A 21,668-nucleotide genomic window follows, 5' to 3' on the forward strand; every position below is an offset into this window, starting at 1 on the left:
CGGGCGCCTTTCAGGGGAGCTGCCAGGGGAAGAAGACGACGAAGATCGCCGCCGATGCGGCGAGCATGGCCGCGGTGAAGACGGTGTCCCTCGTCCGGAACGGCACGAGGTGCCGCTCGGTCCGGGTCGGATGCGCGCCGAACGCCCGGGAGTCCATCGCGAGGGCGACGCGCTCCGCGTGCCGGATGGCGCCCGCGAGCAGCGGGACGATGTACCCCCAGCCCCGCGCGATCCGGGCGAAGGGCCCGCGGCCGCCGTGCGAGCCGCGCACCCGGTGCGCGGCACGGATGACGGCGAGCTCGTGGCCGAAGCGGGGCACGAAGCGGAAGGCGGCCAGGGCCGTGTACCCGATGCGGTACGGCACGCGCAGCTGCTGCACGCTCGCACGCACGAGGTCGGAGCCGCTGGTGGTGAGGCCGCCGACGAGCGCGAGCGCGACGATCGATCCGAGTCGGAGCGCCGTGGCGAACCCGATGAGGAGGGCGCCGCCGTAGAGGGTCCAGTCACCGATCGTCACGACGGGGGTGGTGTCGGCGACCAGGGCCGCGTCGACCCACAGCGAGAAGCCGACCCCGATCGCGACCATGCCCATGGGCAGACCGAGCAGGAGCAGCGCGAGGAGGCGCCCCGTCACCCGCGCCCCGACGAGGATGAGGACGTAGGCGAGCACGAGGAAGGCAGCGGGGGTGGCCAGATCCCGCACGAAGACGAGGAGCAGCATGGCGGGGGCGAAGCCGGCGACCTTCGCCAGCGGGTTGAGGCCGTAGAGTAACTGCCGCCGCGACGTGGCCGTGAGCGGCGCATACGGATCGAGCGTGGTCATCGTCATGGCGACACCTCCCACCCGGCCGCGGTGAGCACCCGCTGCAACGCGGGGACGCGCAAGCCCGCGGAGGGGAGGATCGCGGGATCGGCGAACAGCTCCGCCGTCGGGCCGGCGGCCCGCACCCGCCCGTCGGCGAGGACGACCGTGTCGGTGGCGTGCTCGGCGACGAGCTGCAGGTCGTGGGTGACGATGACCACGGTCGTGCCGTCCGCCCGGAGGCTCTCCAGCAGCGCCAGGAGCTCGGCCGCCCTGGCGCGGTCCTGCCCGAAGGTGGGCTCGTCGAGGGCGAGGACACGGGGACGGCTGATGAGGGCGGTGCCGACCGAGAGCCGTCGCTTCTCACCGCCGGAGAGGAGGAAGGGATGCACCTCGGCCTTGTGCGTCAGCCCGAACCGCTCCAGCATCTCCGCCACGCGGGTGCGGACCTCGTCGTCCGGCACGTGGCGCAGGCGGAGACCGTGGGCGAGCTCGTCGAACACGGTGGCGGCGATGAACTGGTGCTCCGGGTTCTGGAACACGAAGCCGATGCGGGCCGCGAGCTCCCGAGGGGAGGCCGTCCCTGGATCGATGCCGTCGGCGGAGACTCGACCCCTCGGCGGCGGCACGACTCCGGCGAGAGCCTGGATCAGCGTCGTCTTGCCCGCCCCGTTCGCCCCGACGATCGCGGTGAGGCTCCCGGCGGCGATGTCGAGGTCGACCCCGTGCAGGATCTCGGTGCGGCGCCGGGTCACGGTGAGGTCGCGGGCCCGGATGATCGGCTCTCGGTCGGCGGGGCGAGGGCCGTCGACCGGCACCGAGGACGCGGCGCCGGGGCCGGGAGGCAGTGCGGCGGCCAGCGCCTCGGGCGTCAGCGGCAGCGGGTCGAGGACGATCCCCCGGTCGCGGAGGCGGAGCGCGGCGAGCGTCGCGGCGGGCAGCCATACCCCCATCGCCAGGAGCTCGCCGGCGTGCGCGCGGATGGTCTCGGCCGCCGGACCGTCGAAGACCACCCGGCCCTCGCGGTCGAGCACGATGGTGCGCGTGACGAAGCGCATCGCCGCATCGAGGTTGTGCTCGACGAGGAGGATGGCCCGGTCTCCGGCGGCGACGACCTCGGTCAGCGCCGCGTACACGTCGTCGATCCCCTGCGGGTCGAGGTTCGCGGTCGGCTCGTCCAGCACGATGAGAGGAGAGCCCATCGCGAGGGCGCAGGCGATGGCGAGACGCTGCCGCCCGCCGCCGGACAGGTGGTCGGGGTTGTCGTCGCGGCGCTCCCACAAGCCGACGCGCCGCAACGCCTCCTCCACGCGGGCGCGCACGGCCTCCACCGGGAGCAGGAGGTTCTCCGGGCCGAAGGCCACCTCGTCGTACACCGTCCCCGTGACGATCTGCGCGTCCGGATCCTGGAAGACCATGGCGACGTGCGTGCTGAGCGTCGCGGTGTGCGCGGTGGTGGTGTCGATACCTCCGGCCTCGACCGTGCCGGTCATCGTCGTGGGGAGCGCGTGCGGGATGAGGCCGTTGAGGGCGAGCGTGAGCGTCGACTTCCCGGAACCGGACGGGCCGAGCAGCAGCACGACCTCGCCGGGATCGATGTCGAAGGTCACGTCACGGGGCGACGGGTGCACGGCGTCCGCGTGGGTGAGGGTCAGCTCGCGCACGCGGAGGAGGGGTGCGGATGGGCGCACGGCACGTCCCTGGTTCGACGGAGGGTGTGCCTCTAACTTAGCTGAGCCTTACCTGCGCTGCCAGCGGGACCCGTGCGCGATCAGCGGCGCGCGACCCCGGCGGTGCGCAGCGCCGAACCGATGGCGAGGCCGATCGCCGTCCAGGCCACCGGACCGAGCACGGAGATCGTCAGGTACAGCAGCTGGGCCCACAGCGGCATGACCGCGAGGTTCGCCGCGAAGAACACCGCGACCGCCACGACGACGCCGATCACGACCGCCGAGACGAAGAACCGCCAGGCGCCCCAGGAGCGATAGCGGGTGAGGGCGGCGACACCCTCCTGGATGAGGCCGAAGAGCAGCGCCGTGCCGATGAACCGCAGCGACCACGCCGGGTTGAAGGCGCTCGCGATGAGCGCCGCGAACACGTGCGTGATGAGCGCCACGAACGGCAGCCGCAGCACCTCCTGCGCGATGATGCCCGGCAGCACGTGCGAGCCCAGCACGAGCCCGTAGAGGAACAGCAGGGGGCTGGCCAGGAGGAGGGGAGTGACCCATCCGGCGATGCCGCCGAGGATGCCCGTGGCGACACCGATCGCCGCGCAGATCAGCAGCACTCTGGTCGACAGGACGGAGGTTCGGGCCACGTCTCCAGCCTACTGGCGACATTCGGAGAGTCGGCCGCCGTCCATCCTGACCGATCGGCACGATCGGGGGCGACCATCGTTCAGTTCTCGATCCGGCGCCGGAAGGCGGGGCTATCGTGAGCCGCGGTGCGGCGACGACGCGGCATCGGGATCATCGGATCATCAGGAGCGAGATATGGGTCGAACACCCCTTCGGATCGCAGCAGCCACCACCCTGGCGACGCTGTTCATCGCATCGACGGCAACCGCAGGCCACGCAGCGACCGGGGAGGTGACGCACCCCGTTCCGGTCGCGGGGACCCCCGGGCACTACATCGTGATCATGAAGGCCGATCCCCTCGCCAGCTACGAAGGCGACGTCAAGGGCCTGAAGGCGACGAAGCCTGACGAGGGCGAGCAGCTCGAGACGCAGTCGCAGGACGCGCGGCGCTACGTCAAGCACCTCGAGTCGGAGCAGAAGAGCCTCATCAACGACGTCGGCGTCACCCCGGACACGACCTACCAGGTGGTGCTCAACGGTTTCAGCGCCGACCTCTCGGGTGAGCAGGTGGACCAGCTCCGCGCCTCGAAGGACGTCCTCGGGGTGTACCCCGATGAGATCCGTCACCCCGATGCGCAGACCTCCACCGACTACCTCGGCCTCGGCGACGACCGCAAGGGGCGTGGCGGGGTGTGGCAGCAGACCGGTGGCGTGAAGAAGGCGGGCGAGGGCGTCGTGGTCGGCGTGATCGACACCGGCATCGCTCCCGAGCACCCCTCGTTCGAGGGCAAGAAGCTCAAGCAGCAGAAGAAGCAGAACAGCCGGCACAAGGGCACGGAGCCGTACACCGACGGCACCTACGTCTACTTCGACAAGTCCGACGGCGGACAGTTCCGCGGCGCGATGGTCGATGGTCAGGACTGGGACGAGCGCGACTACTCGACGAAGCTCATCGGCGGACAGTACTTCTTCGCGGGAGCCCAGGCGGCCGGGTTCGACTTCCAGTACGACTACCTCTCCCCGCGTGACGGCGACGGTCACGGCTCGCACACGGCGAGCACCGCCGCAGGCAACTTCGGAGTGGACGCCGAGATCGAGGGCGTCGACTTCGGAACGGTCTCCGGCGTCGCCCCCGGGGCGAAGGTCGCGGCCTACAAGGCCTGCTACGTCGGGCCGGACACGACCGTGACCACGGATGACATCTGCGCCCTGAGCGACCTCGTCGCCGCCATCGATCAGGCCGTCGCAGACGGCGTCGACGTTATCAACTACTCGATCGGCGGCGGCGCCGCGAGCACCGTGATGGCTCCGGAGGACCTGGCGTTCCTCAACGCCGCGGCCGCCGGTGTCTTCGTCGCGACCAGCGCGGGCAACGACGGCCCCGATCCGGTCACCGCCGACCACGCCTCGCCGTGGTACACCACGGTCGCCGCCTCCACCATCCCCACGTGGGAGGGCACCGTGCAGTTCGACGGCTTCGAGCAGGCCGGCGCCTCGGTGACCGTCCCGTTCGGCGAGAGCGTCTCCGGACCCTCCATCGCCGCTGTGGATGCCGCGGCGTCCGGTGCGGCGGATGCGCAGCTGTGCCTGCCGGGCACCCTCGACCCGGCGAAGGTCGCCGGACACATCGTCGTCTGCGACCGCGGCGGCAACGCCCGCGCGGAGAAGTCGCAGGTCGTGAAGGACGCCGGGGGCATCGGCATGGTCCTGGTGAACGTGCCCGGTGGTGCGGACTCCCTCGACAACGACTTCCACGCCGTGCCCACGGTGCACCTGAACGCCGTGCACCGTGCGGCCGTGCTCGCCTACGTGCAGGGCGGCGTCGATCGGCCGATCACCCTCGTCGGCGAGAACACCACCGGTGTGACCACGCCGACCCCGCAGATCGCGGGCTTCTCGAGCCGCGGACCGGTCCTCGCCGACGGCACCGATGTCCTCAAGCCGGACATCGCCGCTCCGGGAGTGGCGATCCTCGCCGCCACGCACAACGCCCCGGGTGAGGACCCGACCTTCGGCATCCTCTCCGGGACGTCGATGGCCTCCCCGCACATCGCCGGCCTCGGCGCGCTGTACCTCGGGGAGCACCCGCGGGCGACCCCGGGCGAGATCCGTTCGGCCCTGATGACGACGGCCTCCGACACTGTGCTCCCCGACGGCTCGAAGAACACGAACCCGTTCGAGCAGGGAGCCGGACAGGTCGATGCGACGCGGTTCCTGAACCCCGGTCTGCTCTACCTCAACGGCTTCAAGGACTGGGCGGCGTTCCTCGACGGGAAGGGGCTGTCGGACTTCCCCGGCATCGACCCCATCGACGGCAGCGATCTGAACCAGGCATCGATCTCGATCGGCTCCCTGGCCAGCGCGCAGACCGTCACCCGCTCGGTCACCTCGACCGAGAAGGGCGTGTTCACGGCGAAGGCCTCCGTCCCCGGCGTGAACGTCACCGTCACGCCGTCCCAGCTCTCCTTCGACAAGCCGGGGCAGACGAAGACCTTCACGGTCACGTTCGACAGCACCACCGCGCCGGTCGAGCAGTGGGCCACGGGTTCACTCACCTGGACGAGCAAGAAGAACACGGTGCGCTCGCCGATCGCGGTGTTCCCGGTCACGGCGGATGCCCCGGCCGAGGTCACCGGCACCGGCGTCGACGGCAGCACGACGGTGGACATCACCCCCGGCCTCGACGGTGATCTGGCGCTGGGCGTCTCGGGTCTCACACCGTTCCAGCTCCTCAGCGACCCGGACAACCCGGTCGAGGGGCATTCCGGGAACGAGAAGTCGGGCGACGCGAACAAGGACGTGTCCTGGATCGTGGACGTGCCGGAGGGCGCCACCCTCTCGCGGTTCGACCTCGACTCGTCCGACGACGAGGGCAGCGATCTCGACCTCACCGTCTACCGGGTGGTGAGCCCCGACGACCTGCGCTACTACGAGCGCTGGCAGTCGGCGACGGGCTCGGCCGACGAGCAGGTGACGATCCCCGCCCCGACCGCGGGCACCTACCTCGTCGTCGCCAACGTGTACGCGACCACCGGGCCGATGACGTGGGACATGACCCACGCCTCCGTGCTGCCGGACGGGGAGGGGTCGTTCACCGCGACGCCGAACCCGATCACCGCGGTCCGCGGGGAGAAGACGAGCTACGAGCTGAGCTGGAGCGGTCTCACCGCCGGCACCCGCTACCTCGGACTCGTCCAGTACGGCGACTCGGCCGTGCGCACCGTGGTGACGGTCACGACGCCCGCGGATGCCGCGCCGACGCCGACTCCCGCGCCGAAGCCGTCGCCGACTCCCGAGCCGACGCCGACCCCGGATCCGACTCCGACGCCGGGGCCGACTCCGGAGCCGACCCAGCCTCCGGAGACCGACGCCCCCGGGTGATCCGGGATCGTCTGCACGACACCGGCACGGCCGCACGAGGAATCCCTCGTGCGGCCGTGCCGTCGCATTCGGGCATCCGTTCGTCGCACGGCCGCCGCCGCTCGTCGCAGCGTCCCCGGATCCGGAAGCGACAGCGGGACGCCCTCCCTACCGTGGGGAGACGCAATGATGCGCCCTCAGAGGAGAACCCCATGACCGCACCTTCGTCGCGCCGCCGCGACGGCGCCGGGCTCGTCGATGACGACCCCGTCATCGAGACCGACCCGAACCTCCCACCCGTCGCCCTCTCCGCGGAGCACGAGGCGAAGAGCCGCCGCTGGACCCTGCCGAAGATCCTGCTGTGGACCGCCATCGCCCTCCTCGGCGGCGTCGCCTGGGTGATGCTCGCCATCGTGCGCGGGGAGACCGTGAACGCGATCTGGTTCGTGTTCGCCGCCGTCTGCACCTACTTGATCGGCTACCGCTTCTACTCCAAGGTCATCGAGCGGTACATCACCCGCCCCGACGACCGCCGCGCCACGCCCGCCGAGGTGAAGCAGGACGGCAAGGACTACGTCCCCACCGACCGCCGGGTGCTCTACGGTCACCACTTCGCCGCCATCGCCGGCGCCGGACCGCTCGTCGGCCCCGTGCTCGCGGCGCAGATGGGCTACCTCCCCGGCACCATCTGGATCATCGTGGGCGTCGTGCTCGCGGGAGCCGTGCAGGACTACACGGTGCTCTTCTTCTCGATGCGGCGCGGCGGCAGGACCATCGGCCAGATGGCGCGCCAGGAGCTCGGCAAGATCGGCGGCACCGCGGCGATCATCGCCTCGCTGCTCATCATGCTCATCATCGTCGCGATCCTCGCGCTCGTCGTCGTGAACGCCCTCGGCGAGAGCCCGTGGGGCGTCTTCTCCGTCGCGATGACCATCCCGATCGCCCTCTTCATGGGCGTGTACCTCCGCTACCTGCGCCCGGGCAAGGTCACCGAGGTCTCGATCATCGGCTTCGTGCTGCTCATGGCCGCGATCATCGGCGGCGGCTGGGTCGCCGGCACCGAGTGGGGTCAGGCGCTCTTCCACCTCGACCGCACCACGATCGCGTGGGGCATCATCATCTACGGCTTCATCGCCGCGGTGCTGCCGGTGTGGCTGCTGCTCGCGCCGCGTGACTACCTCTCCACCTTCATGAAGATCGGCGTCATCGTGATGCTCGCCGGGGCAATCGTCCTCGTGCGTCCGGAGATCTCGGTCCCCGCGGTCAGCATCTTCGGTGAGAACGGCATGGGTCCGGTGTTCGCCGGGCCGCTGTTCCCCTTCCTGTTCGTGACGATCGCGTGCGGCGCGTTGTCCGGATTCCATGCGCTGATCGCGTCGGGCACCACACCGAAGCTCGTCGAGAAGGAGCGGCAGACCCGGTTCATCGGCTACGGCGGCATGCTCATGGAGTCGTTCGTCGCGATCATGGCCCTCGTCGCCGCGATCTCGATCGACCAGGGCATCTACTTCGCCATGAACGCCCCGGCCGCCGCGACCGGGGGCACCGTGGAGGGAGCGGTCGCCTTCGTGAACTCGCTCGGGCTGACCGGGGTGAACCTCACCCCCGACATGCTCACGGGCACGGCGGCGGCGGTCGGCGAGGAGTCGATCGTCTCGCGCACGGGTGGCGCTCCGACGCTCGCGCTCGGCCTCGCGCACATCATGCAGCAGGCCCTCGGCGGCCAGGCGCTCATGGCGTTCTGGTACCACTTCGCGATCATGTTCGAGGCCCTGTTCATCCTCACGGCGGTGGACGCCGGCACCCGGGTCGCCCGCTTCATGCTGCAGGACTCGATCGGCGCCTGGTTCCCGAAGTTCCGCGACGTCTCCTGGCGTCCCGGGGTGTGGATCTGCACCGCGATCATGGTGGCCGGCTGGGGAGCGATTCTCATCCTCGGCGTCACCGACCCGCTCGGCGGCATCAACACCTTCTTCCCGCTGTTCGGCATCGCGAATCAGCTGCTCGCGGCGATCGCGCTCGCCGTGGTGCTGGCCATCGTCGCCAAGCGTGGTCGCAGCTACTTCCGGTGGCTGTGGATCATCGCGCTGCCGCTCGCCTTCACCGCGGTCGTCACCATCACGGCGTCGCTCTACAAGATCTTCTCGCCGGTGCCGGCGATCGGATACTGGGCGAACCACTTCCGGTACCTGGAGGCGCTGAACTCCGGTGACACCACGCTCGGCGCGCCGGAGGTGCTGCAGGCGGTCATTCGCAACACCGCGGTGCAGGGCACGCTGTCGATCATCTTCGTGGTGCTCGCGATCATCGTCATCGTCATGGCGGTCATCGCGACCGTGAAGGCGATCCGCAACGGCGGCGGTGAGAACACCGAGGACCCGCCCGTGCCTTCGCGCCGCTTCGCCCCGGCTGGGTTCCTCCCCGCCGCGGAGGAGCGCGAGCTGGAGAAGCGGTGGGAGCCGATCCTCGCCGAAGAGCGCGCGGCGGCACGGCACTGAGATGACCTCCACGGTGGATCGGACGGATGCCGCGACCTCCCCGCTGCGGGCGCTGTGGAGCGCCCTCGGCCGGGTCGGCCGCGGCATCCGCTGGTACATGACGACGCTGATGGGCGACACCGCGTACGCCACGTACGTCACCCATCACCGGCGGCATCATCCGGACGAGGAGCCGCTGGCGGAGCGGCAGTTCTGGCGTCAGCGGATGGACGACCAGGACCGCAATCCCGGTGCCCGCTGCTGCTGACCCTTCGACAGGCTCAGGGACCCAAGGTGGGTCGCTGAGCCTGTCGAAGCGCCAGGGTGGGTCGCTGAGCCTGTCGAAGCGCGGTTCGCTGAGCCTGCCTGCGCGTCCCTAGGCTGAGCGCATGAACGACGTCGTCCTCGCCGCGATCCTCGGCGCGCTCGGCGGCATCGCCCTCACGGCGCTGCTGCTGCTCGCCCGGCGGTTCGCGCGCGGCTCGGCCGACCTCGGCAGCGAGGCGGAGCAGGGGGCGCTGCGGGCGCTGCACCAGGCGAGCCTCGCCGCCCCGCACCTCCGCGGCGGACTGGCCGGGCCGGATGCGGTCAAGGCCGCCCGGCACCTGCGGACTCTGCTGGGCAGCGCCGCGGTCGCCATCGTCGGCGAGGACGACACGGTCACCCTCGACGGCGCCGCGGACGGGCTCGAATCCGCCGCCGTGCGCATCGCCGCCCAGGTGCGCGCGTCCGGGCGGCGGCAGGTCTTCCCCGCGCCCTCGCGGACGGACGACCTGGAGGCGGTCGGCGCGCCCATCCTCGTCGACGGGGTGCCGGTCGGGGTGGTCGTCGCCTTCGCGTCGCCGGTGCGGGCCGCCCTCGTGCGGGCGGCGGAGGAGGTGGCCGACTGGTGTGCGGCGCAGGTCGAACTCGGCGGACTCGAGGCCTCCCGCACCCAGCTCGCCGAGGCGGAGCTCCGGGCTCTGCGTGCGCAGATCTCCCCGCACTTCATCTACAACGCGCTCACCGCGATCGCCTCGTTCATCACGACCGACCCCGACCGGGCCCGCGACCTCGTGCTCGAGTTCGCCGACTTCACGCGCTACTCCTTCCGCCGGCACGGAGAGTTCACGACGCTCGCGGAGGAGCTGGGCAGCATCCACTCGTACCTCGAACTGGAGCGGGCGCGGTTCGGCGAACGCCTGCGGGTGACGCTGCAGATCGCGCCCGAGACGCTCGCGACGGTCATCCCCTTCCTCTCGGTGCAGCCGCTCGTGGAGAACGCCGTGCGGCACGGCCTGGAGCCGGGAGAGGGCGGGGGCGAGATCCGCATCACCTCCCGCGACGACGGCACGCACACCGAGATCCTCGTCGAGGACGACGGCGTCGGCATGGACCCGGCGGGTCTGCGCGCGCTGCTCACGGCGCGTGAGGACGGCGGTCACGTGGGCCTGCGGAACGTCGACACCCGGCTTCGCCAGGTCTACGGCAGCGGGGGTGGTCTGGTCGTCGAGACCAACGCCGGCGCGGGTACCCTGGTGCGCATGCGAGTCCCGAAATCGCAGCCCCTCCACGACCCGGACGACGACTGAGGAGCGGCATGATCGACGTCCTCGTCGCCGACGACGAGCAGCCGGCCCTCGACGAGCTCGTGCACCTGCTGCGCGCCGACCCGCGCATCGGCGAGATCCTCACCGCGAGTAACGGCGCCGACGCGCTGCGTCAGCTCTCCGCGCGTGCGGTGCGGATCGCCTTCCTCGACATCCACATGCCCGGCTTGCTCGGCACCGAGCTCGCCCGCGCGCTCCTCGGTCTCGCGGAACCGCCCGCGGTCGTGTTCGTCACCGCCGACGAGGCCCGCGCGGTCGAGGCTTTCGAACTGCGCGCCGCGGACTACCTCCTCAAGCCGGTCCGGCGGGAACGGCTCCGAAACGCCGTGGACCGGGTGATCGAGCAGGAGGCCGCACCGCGCGGCGAGGACGAGGTGCTGCCGGTGACCGTGGGCGCGTCCGTGCGGTTCGTGCGGCGCAGCGACGTGCGCTGGGTGCAGGCGCAGGGCGACTACGCGCGCCTGCACACCGAGGACGACGGGCCCGGCCATCTCGTGCGCATCCCGCTCTCCGAGCTCGAGACGCGGTGGGCGCCGGCGGGATTCCTCCGCATCCACCGTTCCACCCTCGTCCGGATCGCCGCGGTGACCGAGGCGCGGCTGTCAGGCGGGGAACCCGTCGTGGTCGTTGGCACGGCCGTGCTGCCGGTGAGCAGAAGGCTCGTCGCGGCGGTGCGGGAGGCCCTCGTGCGCGGAGAGGGGGCCGGATGACCGAGGCGCCGAAGCGGGTGCGCGTCACGGCGGACACCCCGCCGCGCCGCTCCTCCGCCGCCACCCGGGGGATCGCGCTGCCCGGTGCCCCGGTCGCGGAGGCCGATGCCGTCTACGCCCGTGCCCTGATGCGCAGCCAGCTCCGGCTCGCCCTCGGCACCGTTGCCGGCTTCGTGGTGGTCGTCGTCGCCCTGGCACTCGGGATCGCGCTCATCCCCGAGATCGACGCCGTCGTCCTCGGCGGGCTGCCGCTGTCGTGGCTCCTCCAGGCCTTCGCGTTCTACCCGGTGATCCTCGTCTTCGCGGTGCTGTACGTGCGCACGGCGGTCCGCAACGAGCGGCGGTACCGCGCCCTGCGGGACCGCGAGTGAACGCCGTGCTCGACCTCGTCGGGGTCGCCCTGGTCGTGATCGCCACCCTCCTCATCGGCGTGTACGGGCTGCGGGTGTCGCGCACGACGAGCGACTTCTTCGTGGCGTCGCGGACGGTGCGTCCGGTCTGGAACGCCTCGGCCATCAGCGGCGAGTACCTCTCGGCCGGCACCTTCCTCGGCCTCTCCGGGCTGGTGCTGCTGGACGGCGCCCGCGGCTTCTGGTTCCCCATCGGGTACGCCGCGGGGTACCTGCTCGTGCTCGTCTTCGTGGCCGCGCCCCTGCGCCGCAGCGGGGCGTACACGATCCCCGATTTCGTCGAGGCCCGGCTCGACTCGACCGCCGCGCGCCGTGTCACCAGCCTCGCGGTCCTCATCATCGGCTGGCTCTACATCGTGCCGCAGCTGCACGGCGCGGGCATCACTCTCGTCGTGGTCGCCGGGCTGCCGGAGTGGGTCGGGGCCGTGACGATCGCGGTGCTCGTGGCGGCGGCGGTCGCCGCGGGCGGCATGCGCGCGATCACCTTCGTGCAGGCCTTCCAGTACTGGCTCAAGCTCACGGCGCTCCTCGTGCCGGTGGTGTGCATCGCTTTCGCCCTGAGCGGCGGGCCGCACGACTTCGATCCCGCCCTCGTCTTCCCCGCTGAGGCCGGGCCGTCCGGCTTCGACGCCTACGAGACCGCGTCGCTGCTGCTCGCCCTGCTCCTCGGCACGATGGGTCTGCCGCACGTCCTGGTGCGGTTCTACACGAGCCCGACCGGAGCCTCCGCGCGGCGGACCACCGTGATCGTCATCGCCATGGTGAGCGCGTTCTACGCCGTGTCGAGCGCGATGGGGCTCCTGGCGCGGATCGCCGCTCCCGACCTCGCACGGCCGGGGGTCGCCGACACCGTGGTGCTGCAGCTCCCGTCGCGGGTGTTCCCCGGCCCCGCGGGTGAGCTGCTGACGGCGCTCATCGTCGCCGGAGCCTTCGCCGCGTTCCTGGCGACCTCGGCCGGGCTCGTGGTCTCGCTCGCGGGGGTCATCAGCCAGGACGTCTTCTCCGGCTCCGTGCGCTCCTTCCGGCTGTCCGCAGTGCTGTGCGCGCTCGTGCCGCTGGGGGTCGCGCTGCTCACGGTTCCCGCGGGACTCGTGTCGAGCGTGGGGGTGGTGTTCGTCGTGGCGGCGTCGACGCTTTCGCCCGTGGTGCTGCTGGGCGTGTGGTGGCGCGGCCTCACCGCGCGCGGGGCGGTCGCGGGCATGGTGTGCGGCGGCGTCGCGACCGGGCTCGCCCTGCTCGTGCACGCCGCGGTGGACGGGGTCGGCGTCGCGGCGCCCTACCTCGCGCAGCCCGCCGCCTGGACGATCCCGCTGGCGACCGGGGTCACCGTCGCCGTGTCGCTGCTCGACCCTCGAGGACCCTCGCCCCGCACGGACCGCTTCCTCGCCCGCGTGCACACGCCCGACCGCGCCTGAGTCTGCTTCTGCCTCCCGGACTCTGCCTCCTGGAACAGGCGATCGCGCGGGTTCAGGCCGGTGAAAGCCCATCGAGCCTGAGCCGGCGCGAGTGCCTGAAGAGCGGGGAGGGTCGGTGCGGTCGAGTCAGGGGACTCCAGCGCGTTGGCAGGCAGTGGCGCGAGAACAGGCAGGGAGACCCAGGAGTGCCTGAACTCGCGTGGGTGCCTGAACTCGCGTGGGTGCCTGTTCGGGCGCGTCAGCGAGGTCGCGCGCGAGGGCAGGCAGTGGCGTGAGAGCAGGCAGGGAAGGGAGGGAGTGCCTGTTCTGGCGGGAGTGCCTGGACTGGCGTGGGTGCCTGTTCGGGCGCGTCAGCGAGGTTGCGCGTGAGTGCAGGCAGTGGCGTGAGAGCAGGCAGGGAGAGTCATGAGTGCCTGAATCAGCGGGGGTGCCTGGATCAGCGGGAGTGCCTGTGCAGGAGTGCCTGTGCAGGAGTGCCTGTGCGGGGGTCAGAGGGTGCGGCTGCGTGGCATCAGGCGCACCGGGGGGAGTGGCGGCGCGGGGATGCGCTGGTCGTGCCCCTCGACGACGCCGAACCGGGGGGATGCGGCCTCCCAGTCCTCGCGGGCGGCGGCGATCTCGTCGTGGGAGCGCCCGGCGAAGTTCCACCACATGACGATCTCGTCTTCGAACGGCTCACCCCCGAGCAGGAACAGCAACCCGCCCTCGCTGCTGGTCACCTCGACGCCGTCGCGGGAATCGCCGAGGTAGAGCATGTCGTTGCGGGTCATCGCGTGCTCGGGGACGGCGGCGTCGCCCTCGACGAGGAGCAGCGCGTGCTCCCACTCGGGCCGCAGCGGCAGGCGCACCGTGGTTCCGGCCGGCACGACGATCTCCGCCCCGACGATCGGCGTGTGCACGGTCGCCGGCGAGTGCACGCCCGCGAACTCGCCGAGCACGACTGTGGCCGTGGCGTCCGATCCGGTCGCGGCCGAAAGGGTCGTCGTCGGCAGGTCGGTGTGCCGCTCGAAGCCGCCGTCGCCGTGGCGCGCGGACTCGGGGAGAACGACCCAGAACTGCAGCGCGTCCAGCGGGACGGGGCCCTCGCCCACGGAGTACTCCGAGTGCGAGATGCCGTTGCCGGCGGTCATGAGGTTGAGCTGACCGCGCCGGAGGTCGGCGTCGCTGCCCAGCGAATCGCGGTGCCGGATCTCGCCGACCAGTGGCCACGTCACCGTCTGCAGACCGATGTGCGGGTGCGGCTCGACGCGCATCCGGGTCTCGGCCGGGCCGAACCGGTCGAGGAAGCACCACGCGCCGATGGTGGGGAGGTTGCGATGCGGCAGCACCCGCAGCACCTCCATGCCGCGCACGCCCCCGAGCGGCACCGCCCGGGGCTCGAGGACGAGGCGGCGTTGCCCGATCATTCCGCCCTGCCCGTGGGGTCCTCATCCGCGCCGGCCGACTCCTCCTGCACCGGGGCGTCCGCCGTCGAGCCCGGGCGCTGCGGCCAGCGGATCTCGGCGCCGGGCACCTCGTGCGTCTTGAGGTACTTCGCGATGTACGGGCAGAGCGGCACGATCGCGTCGCCCGTCGACGCGACGTCGGTCAGTGCCGCCGCGGCGAGCTTTCCCGCCAGGCCCTGGCCCTGGAACGCGGGGTCGATCTCGGTGTGCAGGAACCGGATCACGCCGGGGCGGGTGTCGAACTCGGCGAACCCGGCCAGCACGTCATCGGAACGGATCTCGTAGCGGGAGGCCTCGTCGTTGCGGGTCACGGTGATGTCGGTCATCGGATGCTCCTTCCGGCGTCTGGAACCAACCTACGCCCGGGATCGAGGGTGCGGGCCTGTGGACGTCGCCGTGCCGCTGTCCGTCGGGGTGATTACGCTGGAGGGATGCCGCAGACTCCCCGCGATCCGTACGACGGATGGATCCCCGAGCCGGACGCGGCATCCGACCAGCCCTGGGACGACGGGTGGGAGCCGACCGAGCCGCCGGAGCCGATGGACTGGGAACCGCAGGGCGCGGGCTTCGAGCCGCCCCTCGACTGGGGTCCGGGTCCGACGACCGCGGTGACCACCGCGCCGGCCGTCCGCCGCGCCACGCCCAGCCGGTATGCGACGGCCCGCGAGGCACTGCACACGGTGTTCGGCTACGACGACTTCCGCGGCGACCAGGCGGCCATCGTCGAGCAGGTCATCGGCGGCGGCGACGCCGTCGTCCTGATGCCCACCGGCGGCGGCAAGAGCATCACGTACCAGGTGCCGGCTCTCGTGCGCGAAGGCACCGGACTGGTCATCAGCCCGCTCATCGCGCTCATGCACGACCAGGTCGATGCGCTGCGCGCCAACGGGGTGAAGGCCGCGTACCTCAACTCCACCCAGTCGATCGAGGAGCGCCGCGAGGTCGAGCGCGCCTATGTCGCCGGAGAGCTCGACCTCATCTACGTCGCCCCGGAGCGACTGTCGAGCGCGCAGACTACCTCCCTCCTGCAGCGCGGCACGCTCAGTGTCATCGCTATCGACGAGGCCCACTGCGTGTCGCAGTGGGGTCATGACTTCCGGCCCGACTACCTCGCGCTCGGCGACCTGGGCGAGCGGTTCCCCGGCGTCCCGCGGATGGCCCTGACCGCCACCGCGACGCGGGCCACGCACAAGGAGCTCACCGAGCGCCTGCACCTCGACGCGGCGAAGCACTTCGTGGCGAGCTTCGACCGCCCCAACATCCAGTACCGCATCGTCCCGAAGGTCGATCCCCGCAAGCAGCTCGTGCAGTTCATCCGGTCGCAGCCCGAGGGGGCGGCGGGCATCGTCTACGCGCTCAGCCGCAAGTCGGTCGAGCAGACGGCGACCTATCTCGCCGCGCAGGGTCTCGACGCGCTGCCGTACCACGCCGGTCTGCCCGCCGAGGTGCGGGCGGCGAACCAGTCACGCTTCCTCCGTGAAGACGGCGTGGTGATGGTGGCGACCATCGCGTTCGGCATGGGGATCGACAAGCCCGACGTGCGCTTCGTCGCCCACATCGATCTGCCGAAGTCGGTCGAGGGGTACTACCAGGAGACCGGCCGCGCCGGTCGCGACGGCGAGCCGTCCGTGGCGTGGATGGCGTACGGGCTCGGCGACGTCGTGCAGCAGCGCCGGCTGATCGATCAGAGTCCCGGCGACCGCACGTTCAAGATGCGCATGGGGCAGCACCTCGATGCGATGCTCGCGCTGTGCGAGACGGTGGAGTGCCGCCGGCAGAACCTCCTCGGGTACTTCGGTCAGGAGTCGCAGCCCTGCGGCAACTGCGACACGTGCCTCGACGACACGGCGACCTTCGACGGGCTCGTCCCCGCACAGAAGCTGCTGTCCACGATCGTGCGGCTCAAGCGGGAGCGGAATCAGGCCTTCGGTGCCGGCCACCTCATCGACATCCTCCGCGGGGCCTCGACCGAGCGCATCCGCCAGCAGCGGCACGACGCCCTCGCGACCTACGGCATCGGCGCCGACCTCTCCGACCAGGACTGGCGGAGCGTGGTGCGCCAGCTCCTCGCCCGGGGCATCCTCGTCGCGCAGGGCGACTACGGCACGCTCGCACCCGGAGAGGCCGCGGCCGGGGTGCTGCGCGGCGAGACCGCGGTACCGCTTCGGAAAGACACGATCGGACGCCCGTCGTCGCCGTCCCGCGCCCGGAAGGCGAGTGCCGCCGACGCCCTCGACGCCGGAGACCGGGAGCTGTTCGAGGCGCTGCGGGCCTGGCGCGCCGAGACCGCCAGGGAACAGAGCGTCCCGGCGTACATCGTCTTCGGCGATGCCACGCTCCGTGCGCTCGCGGAGCATCGGCCCACGTCGCACGCCGACCTCGATGGCATCACCGGCATCGGTGCGAAGAAGCGCGAGGCCTATGGCGACGGCGTGCTCGCCGTCATCGCCGCCTCCTGACTCCTCCTGCGCCGGCCCACCCCCTTCCGCGCGAGCCACCCCTTTGCGGACGCTCGCAGGGGGCCGGGACGCACGGAACGGGGTGGGTCGACGGAGCTACGAACGCGGAACCTGTCGCGAGCCGACAAGGGCGGGCGCGCACGGGGCGGTCAGGCGTTGGAGGATGCGGACAGGGGACTTCGTGCGGTTTTGTCGCACACCTACCATGAGAGGCATCCACCTTCGTCTCTCTGAGAGGAACGCTCATGGTCGACGCCGCCGTCCGCCCTTCGACGACACCTGACCCGCGCGAGAGCGCGACCGCCCCGCGGATCGATGTCGCCCGCCTGAACGACGCCCTCATGGGCACCTGGGGCGACGTGCGCCGCCAGGCCCGCGAGATGATCAAGGACTCCGCGTTCTGGCGGAAGGACGAGCTCGGCAAGGACGACCACCGCGAGCGCGTGCTCAGCCAGCTCCACCTCCTCGTCGACAACAAGGCCGTGCACCGGGCGTTCCCGAAGCGCTTCGGCGGCGAGGAGAACAACGGCGGCAACATCGCCGGGTTCGAGGAGCTCGTCGCCGCCGACCCGAGCCTGCAGATCAAGTCGGGCGTGCAGTGGGGCCTCTTCGGCTCCGCGATCCTGCAGCTCGGCACGAAGGAGCACCACGACAAGTGGCTCCCCGGTGTCATGGATCTGTCGATCCCCGGCGCGTTCGCGATGACCGAGATCGGGCACGGCTCCGACGTCGCCGCGGTCGGCACCACCGCCACCTACGACCCGGAGACGGAGGAGTTCGTTATCCACACGCCGTTCCGAGGAGCTGTGAAGGAGTACCTCGGCAACGCGGCGCTGCACGGCATCGCGGCGACGGTGTTCGCGCAGCTCATCACCAACGGCGTCAACCACGGCGTGCACTGCTTCTACGTGCCCCTGCGCGGTGAGGACGGCGTGGATCTGCCCGGCATCGGTCGCGAGGACGACGGGCTCAAGGGCGGACTGAACGGCATCGACAACGGCCGCCTCTCCTTCGACCAGGTGCGCATCCCGCGCACGAACCTGCTGAACCGCTACGGGGACGTCGCCCCGGACGGCACCTACTCCAGCGCGATCGACAGCCCCGGCCGCCGCTTCTTCACGATGCTCGGCACCCTCGTGCAGGGACGCGTCTCGCTCGACGGCGCCGCCTCCTGGGCCTCCGCGCTCGGTCTGCACATCGCGATCACCTACGCCACGCAGCGTCGCCAGTTCGACGGTGCGGACGGGCAGGAGGTCGTGCTCATGGACTACGGCAAGCACCAGCGCCGGCTGCTCCCGCGCCTGGCCACCACGTACGCGCAGATCTTCGCGCACGACGAGTTCCTGCAGAAGTTCGACGGGGTCTTCTCCGGCCGCTCCGACACCCCGGACGACCGCGAGGATCTGGAGACGCTCGCGGCGGCGCTCAAGCCGCTGTCGACCTGGCATGCGCTCGACACGCTCCAGGAGGCCCGCGAGGCGTGCGGCGGCGCCGGCTTCATGTTCGAGAACCGGCTCGTCGGGCTCCGCGCCGATCTCGACATCTACGTCACGTTCGAGGGCGACAACAACGTCCTGCTCCAGCTCGTCGGCAAGCGGCTGCTGACCGACTACGCGAAGCAGTTCCAGGGCAAGGACGCCGCGGCGCTCGCGCGCTACGCCGTGGGGATGACCGCCGGCAAGGTGTTCCACGGCGCCGGCCTCCGTCAGCTCGGTCAGGCGGTGACCGACTTCGGTCAGGTCGCCCGGTCGGTGGAGCGCGGGCTGCGCGAGGAGCAGCAGCACGACCTCCTCGCAGGGCGTGTGCAGCAGATGGTCGCCGACATCGCGACCCGGCTGCGCGCCGCCGGCAAGGACAAGGTGCTCGGGGCGCGGCTGTTCAACGAGAACCAGGCCGAGCTCATCGAGGCGGCCAGGGCGCACGCCGAGCTCCTGCAGTGGGAGGCCTTCACCGACGCCGTCCACGCGATGGACGACGCCGAGACGAAGAAGGTCATGACCTGGCTGCGCGACCTCTTCGGACTGCAGCTCATCGAGAAGCACCTCGCCTGGCACCTCATCCACGGGCGGCTCTCCACCCAGCGGGCGGCGGCGGTGTCGAGCTACATCGATCGGCTGTGCGCGCGACTGCGTCCGTACGCGCTCGACCTCGTGGACGCGTTCGGCTACGAGCCCGAGCACGTGCGGGCGCCCATCGCGAGCGGCGCGGAGAAGCAGCGGCAGGACGAGGCCCGTGCGTACTACGCCGACCTCGAGGCCACCGGTCAGGCTCCCGTCCTGGAGAAGACCCTCAAGCGGCAGAAGCGCTGAGCGGTCGGCCCGGGCCGTACCGACGGCCCGGGCCCTCCGGACAGCGGATTCATCGACGCCGGCGGATAGTCTCGGCGAGTACCGACCCGAGGAGCATCATGTCGACCGTCACCGCCTACGCCGCCCCCGCCGAAGCCGCCCCGCTCGAGAAGACCGTCATCGAGCGCCGGGAGCTGGGCCCGCACGACATCCTCATCGACATCGCCTTCGCCGGCATCTGCCACTCCGACATCCACACCGTCCGCGGCGACTGGGGCCCGCAGCAGTACCCGCTCGCCCCGGGACACGAGATCACCGGAACGGTCGCCGCGGTGGGGACCGAGGTCACGAAGCACGCACTCGGCGACCGCGTCGGCGTCGGCTGCCTCGTGAACTCGTGCCGGGAGTGCGTGTACTGCCTCCGCGGCGACGAGCAGTTCTGCACGCAGGGCGCCGTCGGCACCTACGGGGCGGTCGACCGCGACGGGACGATCACCCAGGGCGGCTACTCCCAGCAGGTCGTCGTCACCGAGGACTTCGTGCTGCGGATCCCGGACGCTCTGCCCCTGGACGCGGCGGCTCCCCTGCTGTGCGCGGGCATCACCACGTACTCGCCGCTGCGGCACTGGAAGGTCGGCCCCGGCATGCGCGTCGCGGTGGTCGGACTCGGCGGGCTCGGCCACATGGGCGTGCAGATCGCGCACGCCCTGGGCGCCGAGGTGACCGTGCTGTCGCAGACGCTCGCGAAGCAGGACGACGGTCTCCGGCTCGGCGCCGACCACTACTTCGCGACGGGCGACCGGGAGACCTTCCGCGAGCTGCGCGGCTCCTTCGATGTGATCCTCAACACCGTGAGCGCCGTCATCGACCTCCGCTCCTACCTCGGGCTGCTCGACGTGGACGGCACCATCGTGTGCGTCGGTGCTCCGGCGGAGGCCCTCGCCCTGAACGCGGGGTCGCTGATCGCCGGACGACGCTCCATCGCCGGCTCGAACATCGGCGGCATCCGGGAGACCCAGGAGATGCTCGACTTCTGCGCGGAGCACGGCATCACGGCGCAGATCGAGGTCATCCCCGCCTCGGCCATCAATGAGGCGTACGAGCGCGTCCTCGCGTCCGACGTCCGCTACCGCTTCGTCATCGACGCCGCCACCTTCGCCGACTGACCCCCTCCCGTCCCGGTCCCTCGTCCTATCCGGTACGGGATCAAAAGCGCACCCCCTTCACCCTCGCGAGGCGCGATCTCCGTCCCGCTCCCGTCCCGCTCCCGTCCCGCTTCCGTCCCGCTCCCGTCCGGTGCGGGAGCAAAAGCGCACCTCCGGTGCCCGCGTTGGGAGCGATTTCCGTCCCGTGACCGTGGAGCCCCTGGGGCGGGACGGAAAAGTCTCCGGGCGAGGGCCGCGTCGGTGCGGTTCTGATCCCGCGCTGGCCTTGGGTGGGCGCGCGCGGAGGACGAGCTGCGGGCGCGGAACCGGGTGCACCGTGCCACGGCGGTCGGCTGCCTCCGCGGTCGGTGCGGGATGGGAAAGGTGCCGGAGTTCCGTGTCGGAGGGTCTGTTTTGATCTCGCGTCGGAGGTGCGGGTGCGGGATCGAAAAGGTGCCGCGGATTTGTGTCGAAGGGCCCTTTTCGATCCCCCGTTGGAGGTGTGTATCGGGGCGGGATGAAGAACGGGCCTGGGGAGGCGGGGGGAGGGGCGGAAGTGAACTCGCACCGAGGACGGGGGGACGAGGGACGGGGGACGGGTGGGGCGTCGGTGGGGGCGGATACGGTGAGGGGATGACCTCCCTCCTCCTGGGGCCCGACTCCCGTGCGCGCTGCGCGTGGGTCGGCGACGACGCAGAATACCGGCGGTACCACGACGAGGAGTGGGGGACGCCGCTGCACGGGGACCGTGCGCTGTTCGAGAAGATGGCGCTGGAGGGGTTCCAGGCGGGACTCTCGTGGATCACGATCCTGCGCAAGCGCCCGCGGTTCCGGGAGGTGTTCGCGGGCTTCGAGCCCGCGGCGGTGTCGGCGTTCGACGAGGCGGACGTGGAACGGCTGATGGCCGACACCGGCATCATCCGCAACCGCGCCAAGATCCTCGCGACGATCGGCAACGCCCGGATCGTGGAGTCGATGGCCGACGGGGAGCTCGATGCGCTGATGTGGTCGTTCGCCCCGCCGGCGACCGGAGCACGGCCACGGGAGTTCGCCGACGTCCCCGCCGTCACTCCGGAGTCGACCGCGTTGAGCAAGGAACTGCGGCGGCGAGGCTTCCGCTTCGTCGGGCCGACGACGATGTACGCACTCATGCAGTCGGCGGGCATGGTGGACGACCACATCGAGGGGTGCTGGAAGGCTTGACGGTCCGACGAGAAGAGAGCGGGGCCACACTCCCTCGCCCGATATACTCGGCACATCGGGGGATCCCC

General features: G+C 71.3%; 16 protein-coding genes. 11 read left to right on the forward strand and 5 right to left on the reverse strand.

Annotated elements, in window-relative coordinates; genetic code table 11:
• Positions 1-10: 10 nt before the first annotated feature.
• The 3 genes from C6C15_RS02200 to C6C15_RS02210 form a co-directional block, all read right to left on the reverse strand.
• Positions 11-829, reverse strand: coding sequence for an energy-coupling factor transporter transmembrane component T (locus tag C6C15_RS02200; RefSeq protein ID WP_105949183.1), 819 nt, complete (start codon positions 827-829; stop codon positions 11-13).
• Complete coding sequence (locus C6C15_RS02205; protein ID WP_105949184.1) at positions 826-2,493, reverse strand: ABC transporter ATP-binding protein; 1,668 nt, start codon at positions 2,491-2,493, stop codon at positions 826-828. The genes C6C15_RS02200 and C6C15_RS02205 overlap by 4 nt, the downstream gene beginning before the upstream one ends.
• Before the next feature lie 80 nt (positions 2,494-2,573).
• On the reverse strand, positions 2,574-3,119 hold the full coding sequence (locus C6C15_RS02210) for an ECF transporter S component (protein WP_060923064.1): 546 nt from the start codon (positions 3,117-3,119) through the stop codon (positions 2,574-2,576).
• A gap of 175 nt (positions 3,120-3,294) precedes the next feature.
• Here C6C15_RS02210 and C6C15_RS02215 point away from each other — a divergent pair, with 175 nt between their 5' ends.
• From C6C15_RS02215 to C6C15_RS02245, 7 genes are all read left to right on the forward strand, one after another.
• On the forward strand, positions 3,295-6,480 hold the full coding sequence (locus tag C6C15_RS02215; RefSeq protein WP_158698507.1) for a S8 family peptidase: 3,186 nt from the start codon (positions 3,295-3,297) through the stop codon (positions 6,478-6,480).
• A gap of 191 nt (positions 6,481-6,671) precedes the next feature.
• Positions 6,672-8,957 carry a carbon starvation CstA family protein gene (locus C6C15_RS02220; RefSeq protein WP_105949186.1) on the forward strand — a complete coding sequence of 762 codons (2,286 nt, stop codon included), beginning with the start codon at positions 6,672-6,674 and terminating at the stop codon, positions 8,955-8,957.
• Position 8,958: 1 nt separating this feature from the next.
• Positions 8,959-9,204: a YbdD/YjiX family protein gene (locus C6C15_RS02225; RefSeq protein WP_105949187.1), complete on the forward strand. Its 246-nt coding sequence runs from the start codon at positions 8,959-8,961 to the stop codon at positions 9,202-9,204.
• Between the two features lie 121 nt (positions 9,205-9,325).
• Entirely contained in the window at positions 9,326-10,507 is a 1,182-nt protein-coding gene (locus C6C15_RS02230) for a sensor histidine kinase (RefSeq protein WP_083370996.1), read from the forward strand.
• 8 nt (positions 10,508-10,515) lie between these two features.
• Positions 10,516-11,235, forward strand: coding sequence for a LytR/AlgR family response regulator transcription factor (locus C6C15_RS02235; protein WP_060923613.1), 720 nt, complete (start codon positions 10,516-10,518; stop codon positions 11,233-11,235).
• Entirely contained in the window at positions 11,232-11,606 is a 375-nt protein-coding gene (locus tag C6C15_RS02240) for a heavy metal transporter (protein WP_105949188.1), read from the forward strand. The genes C6C15_RS02235 and C6C15_RS02240 overlap by 4 nt, the downstream gene beginning before the upstream one ends.
• Positions 11,603-13,060 carry a sodium/solute symporter gene (locus C6C15_RS02245; protein ID WP_105949189.1) on the forward strand — a complete coding sequence of 486 codons (1,458 nt, stop codon included), beginning with the start codon at positions 11,603-11,605 and terminating at the stop codon, positions 13,058-13,060. Before C6C15_RS02240 ends, C6C15_RS02245 begins: the two co-directional genes overlap by 4 nt.
• 488 nt (positions 13,061-13,548) lie before the next feature.
• Here the strand turns inward: C6C15_RS02245 and C6C15_RS02250 are convergent, their stop codons facing one another.
• Together C6C15_RS02250 and C6C15_RS02255 are read right to left on the reverse strand one after the other, a co-directional pair.
• Positions 13,549-14,466, reverse strand: a complete 918-nt coding sequence (locus tag C6C15_RS02250; RefSeq protein WP_105949190.1) for a pirin family protein — start codon at positions 14,464-14,466, stop codon at positions 13,549-13,551.
• Positions 14,463-14,831 carry a GNAT family N-acetyltransferase gene (locus C6C15_RS02255; RefSeq protein ID WP_105949191.1) on the reverse strand — a complete coding sequence of 123 codons (369 nt, stop codon included), beginning with the start codon at positions 14,829-14,831 and terminating at the stop codon, positions 14,463-14,465. Before C6C15_RS02255 ends, C6C15_RS02250 begins: the two co-directional genes overlap by 4 nt.
• 105 nt (positions 14,832-14,936) lie before the next feature.
• Here C6C15_RS02255 and recQ point away from each other — a divergent pair, with 105 nt between their 5' ends.
• The 4 genes from recQ (at position 14,937) to C6C15_RS02275 (ending at position 21,600) form a co-directional block, all read left to right on the forward strand.
• The gene (recQ, locus tag C6C15_RS02260; RefSeq protein WP_186326334.1) at positions 14,937-16,964 is read left to right on the forward strand and encodes a DNA helicase RecQ; all 2,028 of its coding nucleotides are present in this window, start codon (positions 14,937-14,939) and stop codon (positions 16,962-16,964) included.
• Positions 16,965-17,209: 245 nt separating this feature from the next.
• Positions 17,210-19,273: an acyl-CoA dehydrogenase family protein gene (locus C6C15_RS02265; protein ID WP_105949192.1), complete on the forward strand. Its 2,064-nt coding sequence runs from the start codon at positions 17,210-17,212 to the stop codon at positions 19,271-19,273.
• 98 nt (positions 19,274-19,371) lie between these two features.
• Positions 19,372-20,418 (forward strand): NAD(P)-dependent alcohol dehydrogenase, encoded by a 1,047-nt coding sequence (locus C6C15_RS02270; protein ID WP_105949193.1) that lies wholly within the window; start codon positions 19,372-19,374, stop codon positions 20,416-20,418.
• Between the two features lie 612 nt (positions 20,419-21,030).
• Positions 21,031-21,600 carry a DNA-3-methyladenine glycosylase I gene (locus tag C6C15_RS02275; RefSeq protein WP_060922374.1) on the forward strand — a complete coding sequence of 190 codons (570 nt, stop codon included), beginning with the start codon at positions 21,031-21,033 and terminating at the stop codon, positions 21,598-21,600.
• Positions 21,601-21,668 lie beyond the last annotated feature (68 nt).

This window comes from Microbacterium sp. str. 'China', from assembly GCF_002993305.1.
Classification (GTDB): Bacteria; Actinomycetota; Actinomycetes; order Actinomycetales; family Microbacteriaceae; genus Microbacterium; species Microbacterium paraoxydans.

What these genes read in the sequence shown, in the direction of transcription:
- C6C15_RS02200 (WP_105949183.1), bottom strand. Translation starts at nt 829, where the DNA reads ATGACGATGACCACGCTCGATCCGTATGCGCCGCTCACGGCCACGTCG.
- C6C15_RS02215 (WP_158698507.1), top strand. Translation starts at nt 3,295, where the DNA reads ATGGGTCGAACACCCCTTCGGATCGCAGCAGCCACCACCCTGGCGACG.
- C6C15_RS02220 (WP_105949186.1), top strand. Translation starts at nt 6,672, where the DNA reads ATGACCGCACCTTCGTCGCGCCGCCGCGACGGCGCCGGGCTCGTCGAT.
- C6C15_RS02225 (WP_105949187.1), top strand. Translation starts at nt 8,959, where the DNA reads ATGACCTCCACGGTGGATCGGACGGATGCCGCGACCTCCCCGCTGCGG.
- C6C15_RS02230 (WP_083370996.1), top strand. Translation starts at nt 9,326, where the DNA reads ATGAACGACGTCGTCCTCGCCGCGATCCTCGGCGCGCTCGGCGGCATC.
- C6C15_RS02235 (WP_060923613.1), top strand. Translation starts at nt 10,516, where the DNA reads ATGATCGACGTCCTCGTCGCCGACGACGAGCAGCCGGCCCTCGACGAG.
- C6C15_RS02240 (WP_105949188.1), top strand. Translation starts at nt 11,232, where the DNA reads ATGACCGAGGCGCCGAAGCGGGTGCGCGTCACGGCGGACACCCCGCCG.
- C6C15_RS02250 (WP_105949190.1), bottom strand. Translation starts at nt 14,466, where the DNA reads ATGATCGGGCAACGCCGCCTCGTCCTCGAGCCCCGGGCGGTGCCGCTC.
- C6C15_RS02255 (WP_105949191.1), bottom strand. Translation starts at nt 14,831, where the DNA reads ATGACCGACATCACCGTGACCCGCAACGACGAGGCCTCCCGCTACGAG.
- recQ (WP_186326334.1), top strand. Translation starts at nt 14,937, where the DNA reads ATGCCGCAGACTCCCCGCGATCCGTACGACGGATGGATCCCCGAGCCG.
- C6C15_RS02265 (WP_105949192.1), top strand. Translation starts at nt 17,210, where the DNA reads ATGGTCGACGCCGCCGTCCGCCCTTCGACGACACCTGACCCGCGCGAG.
- C6C15_RS02270 (WP_105949193.1), top strand. Translation starts at nt 19,372, where the DNA reads ATGTCGACCGTCACCGCCTACGCCGCCCCCGCCGAAGCCGCCCCGCTC.
- C6C15_RS02275 (WP_060922374.1), top strand. Translation starts at nt 21,031, where the DNA reads ATGACCTCCCTCCTCCTGGGGCCCGACTCCCGTGCGCGCTGCGCGTGG.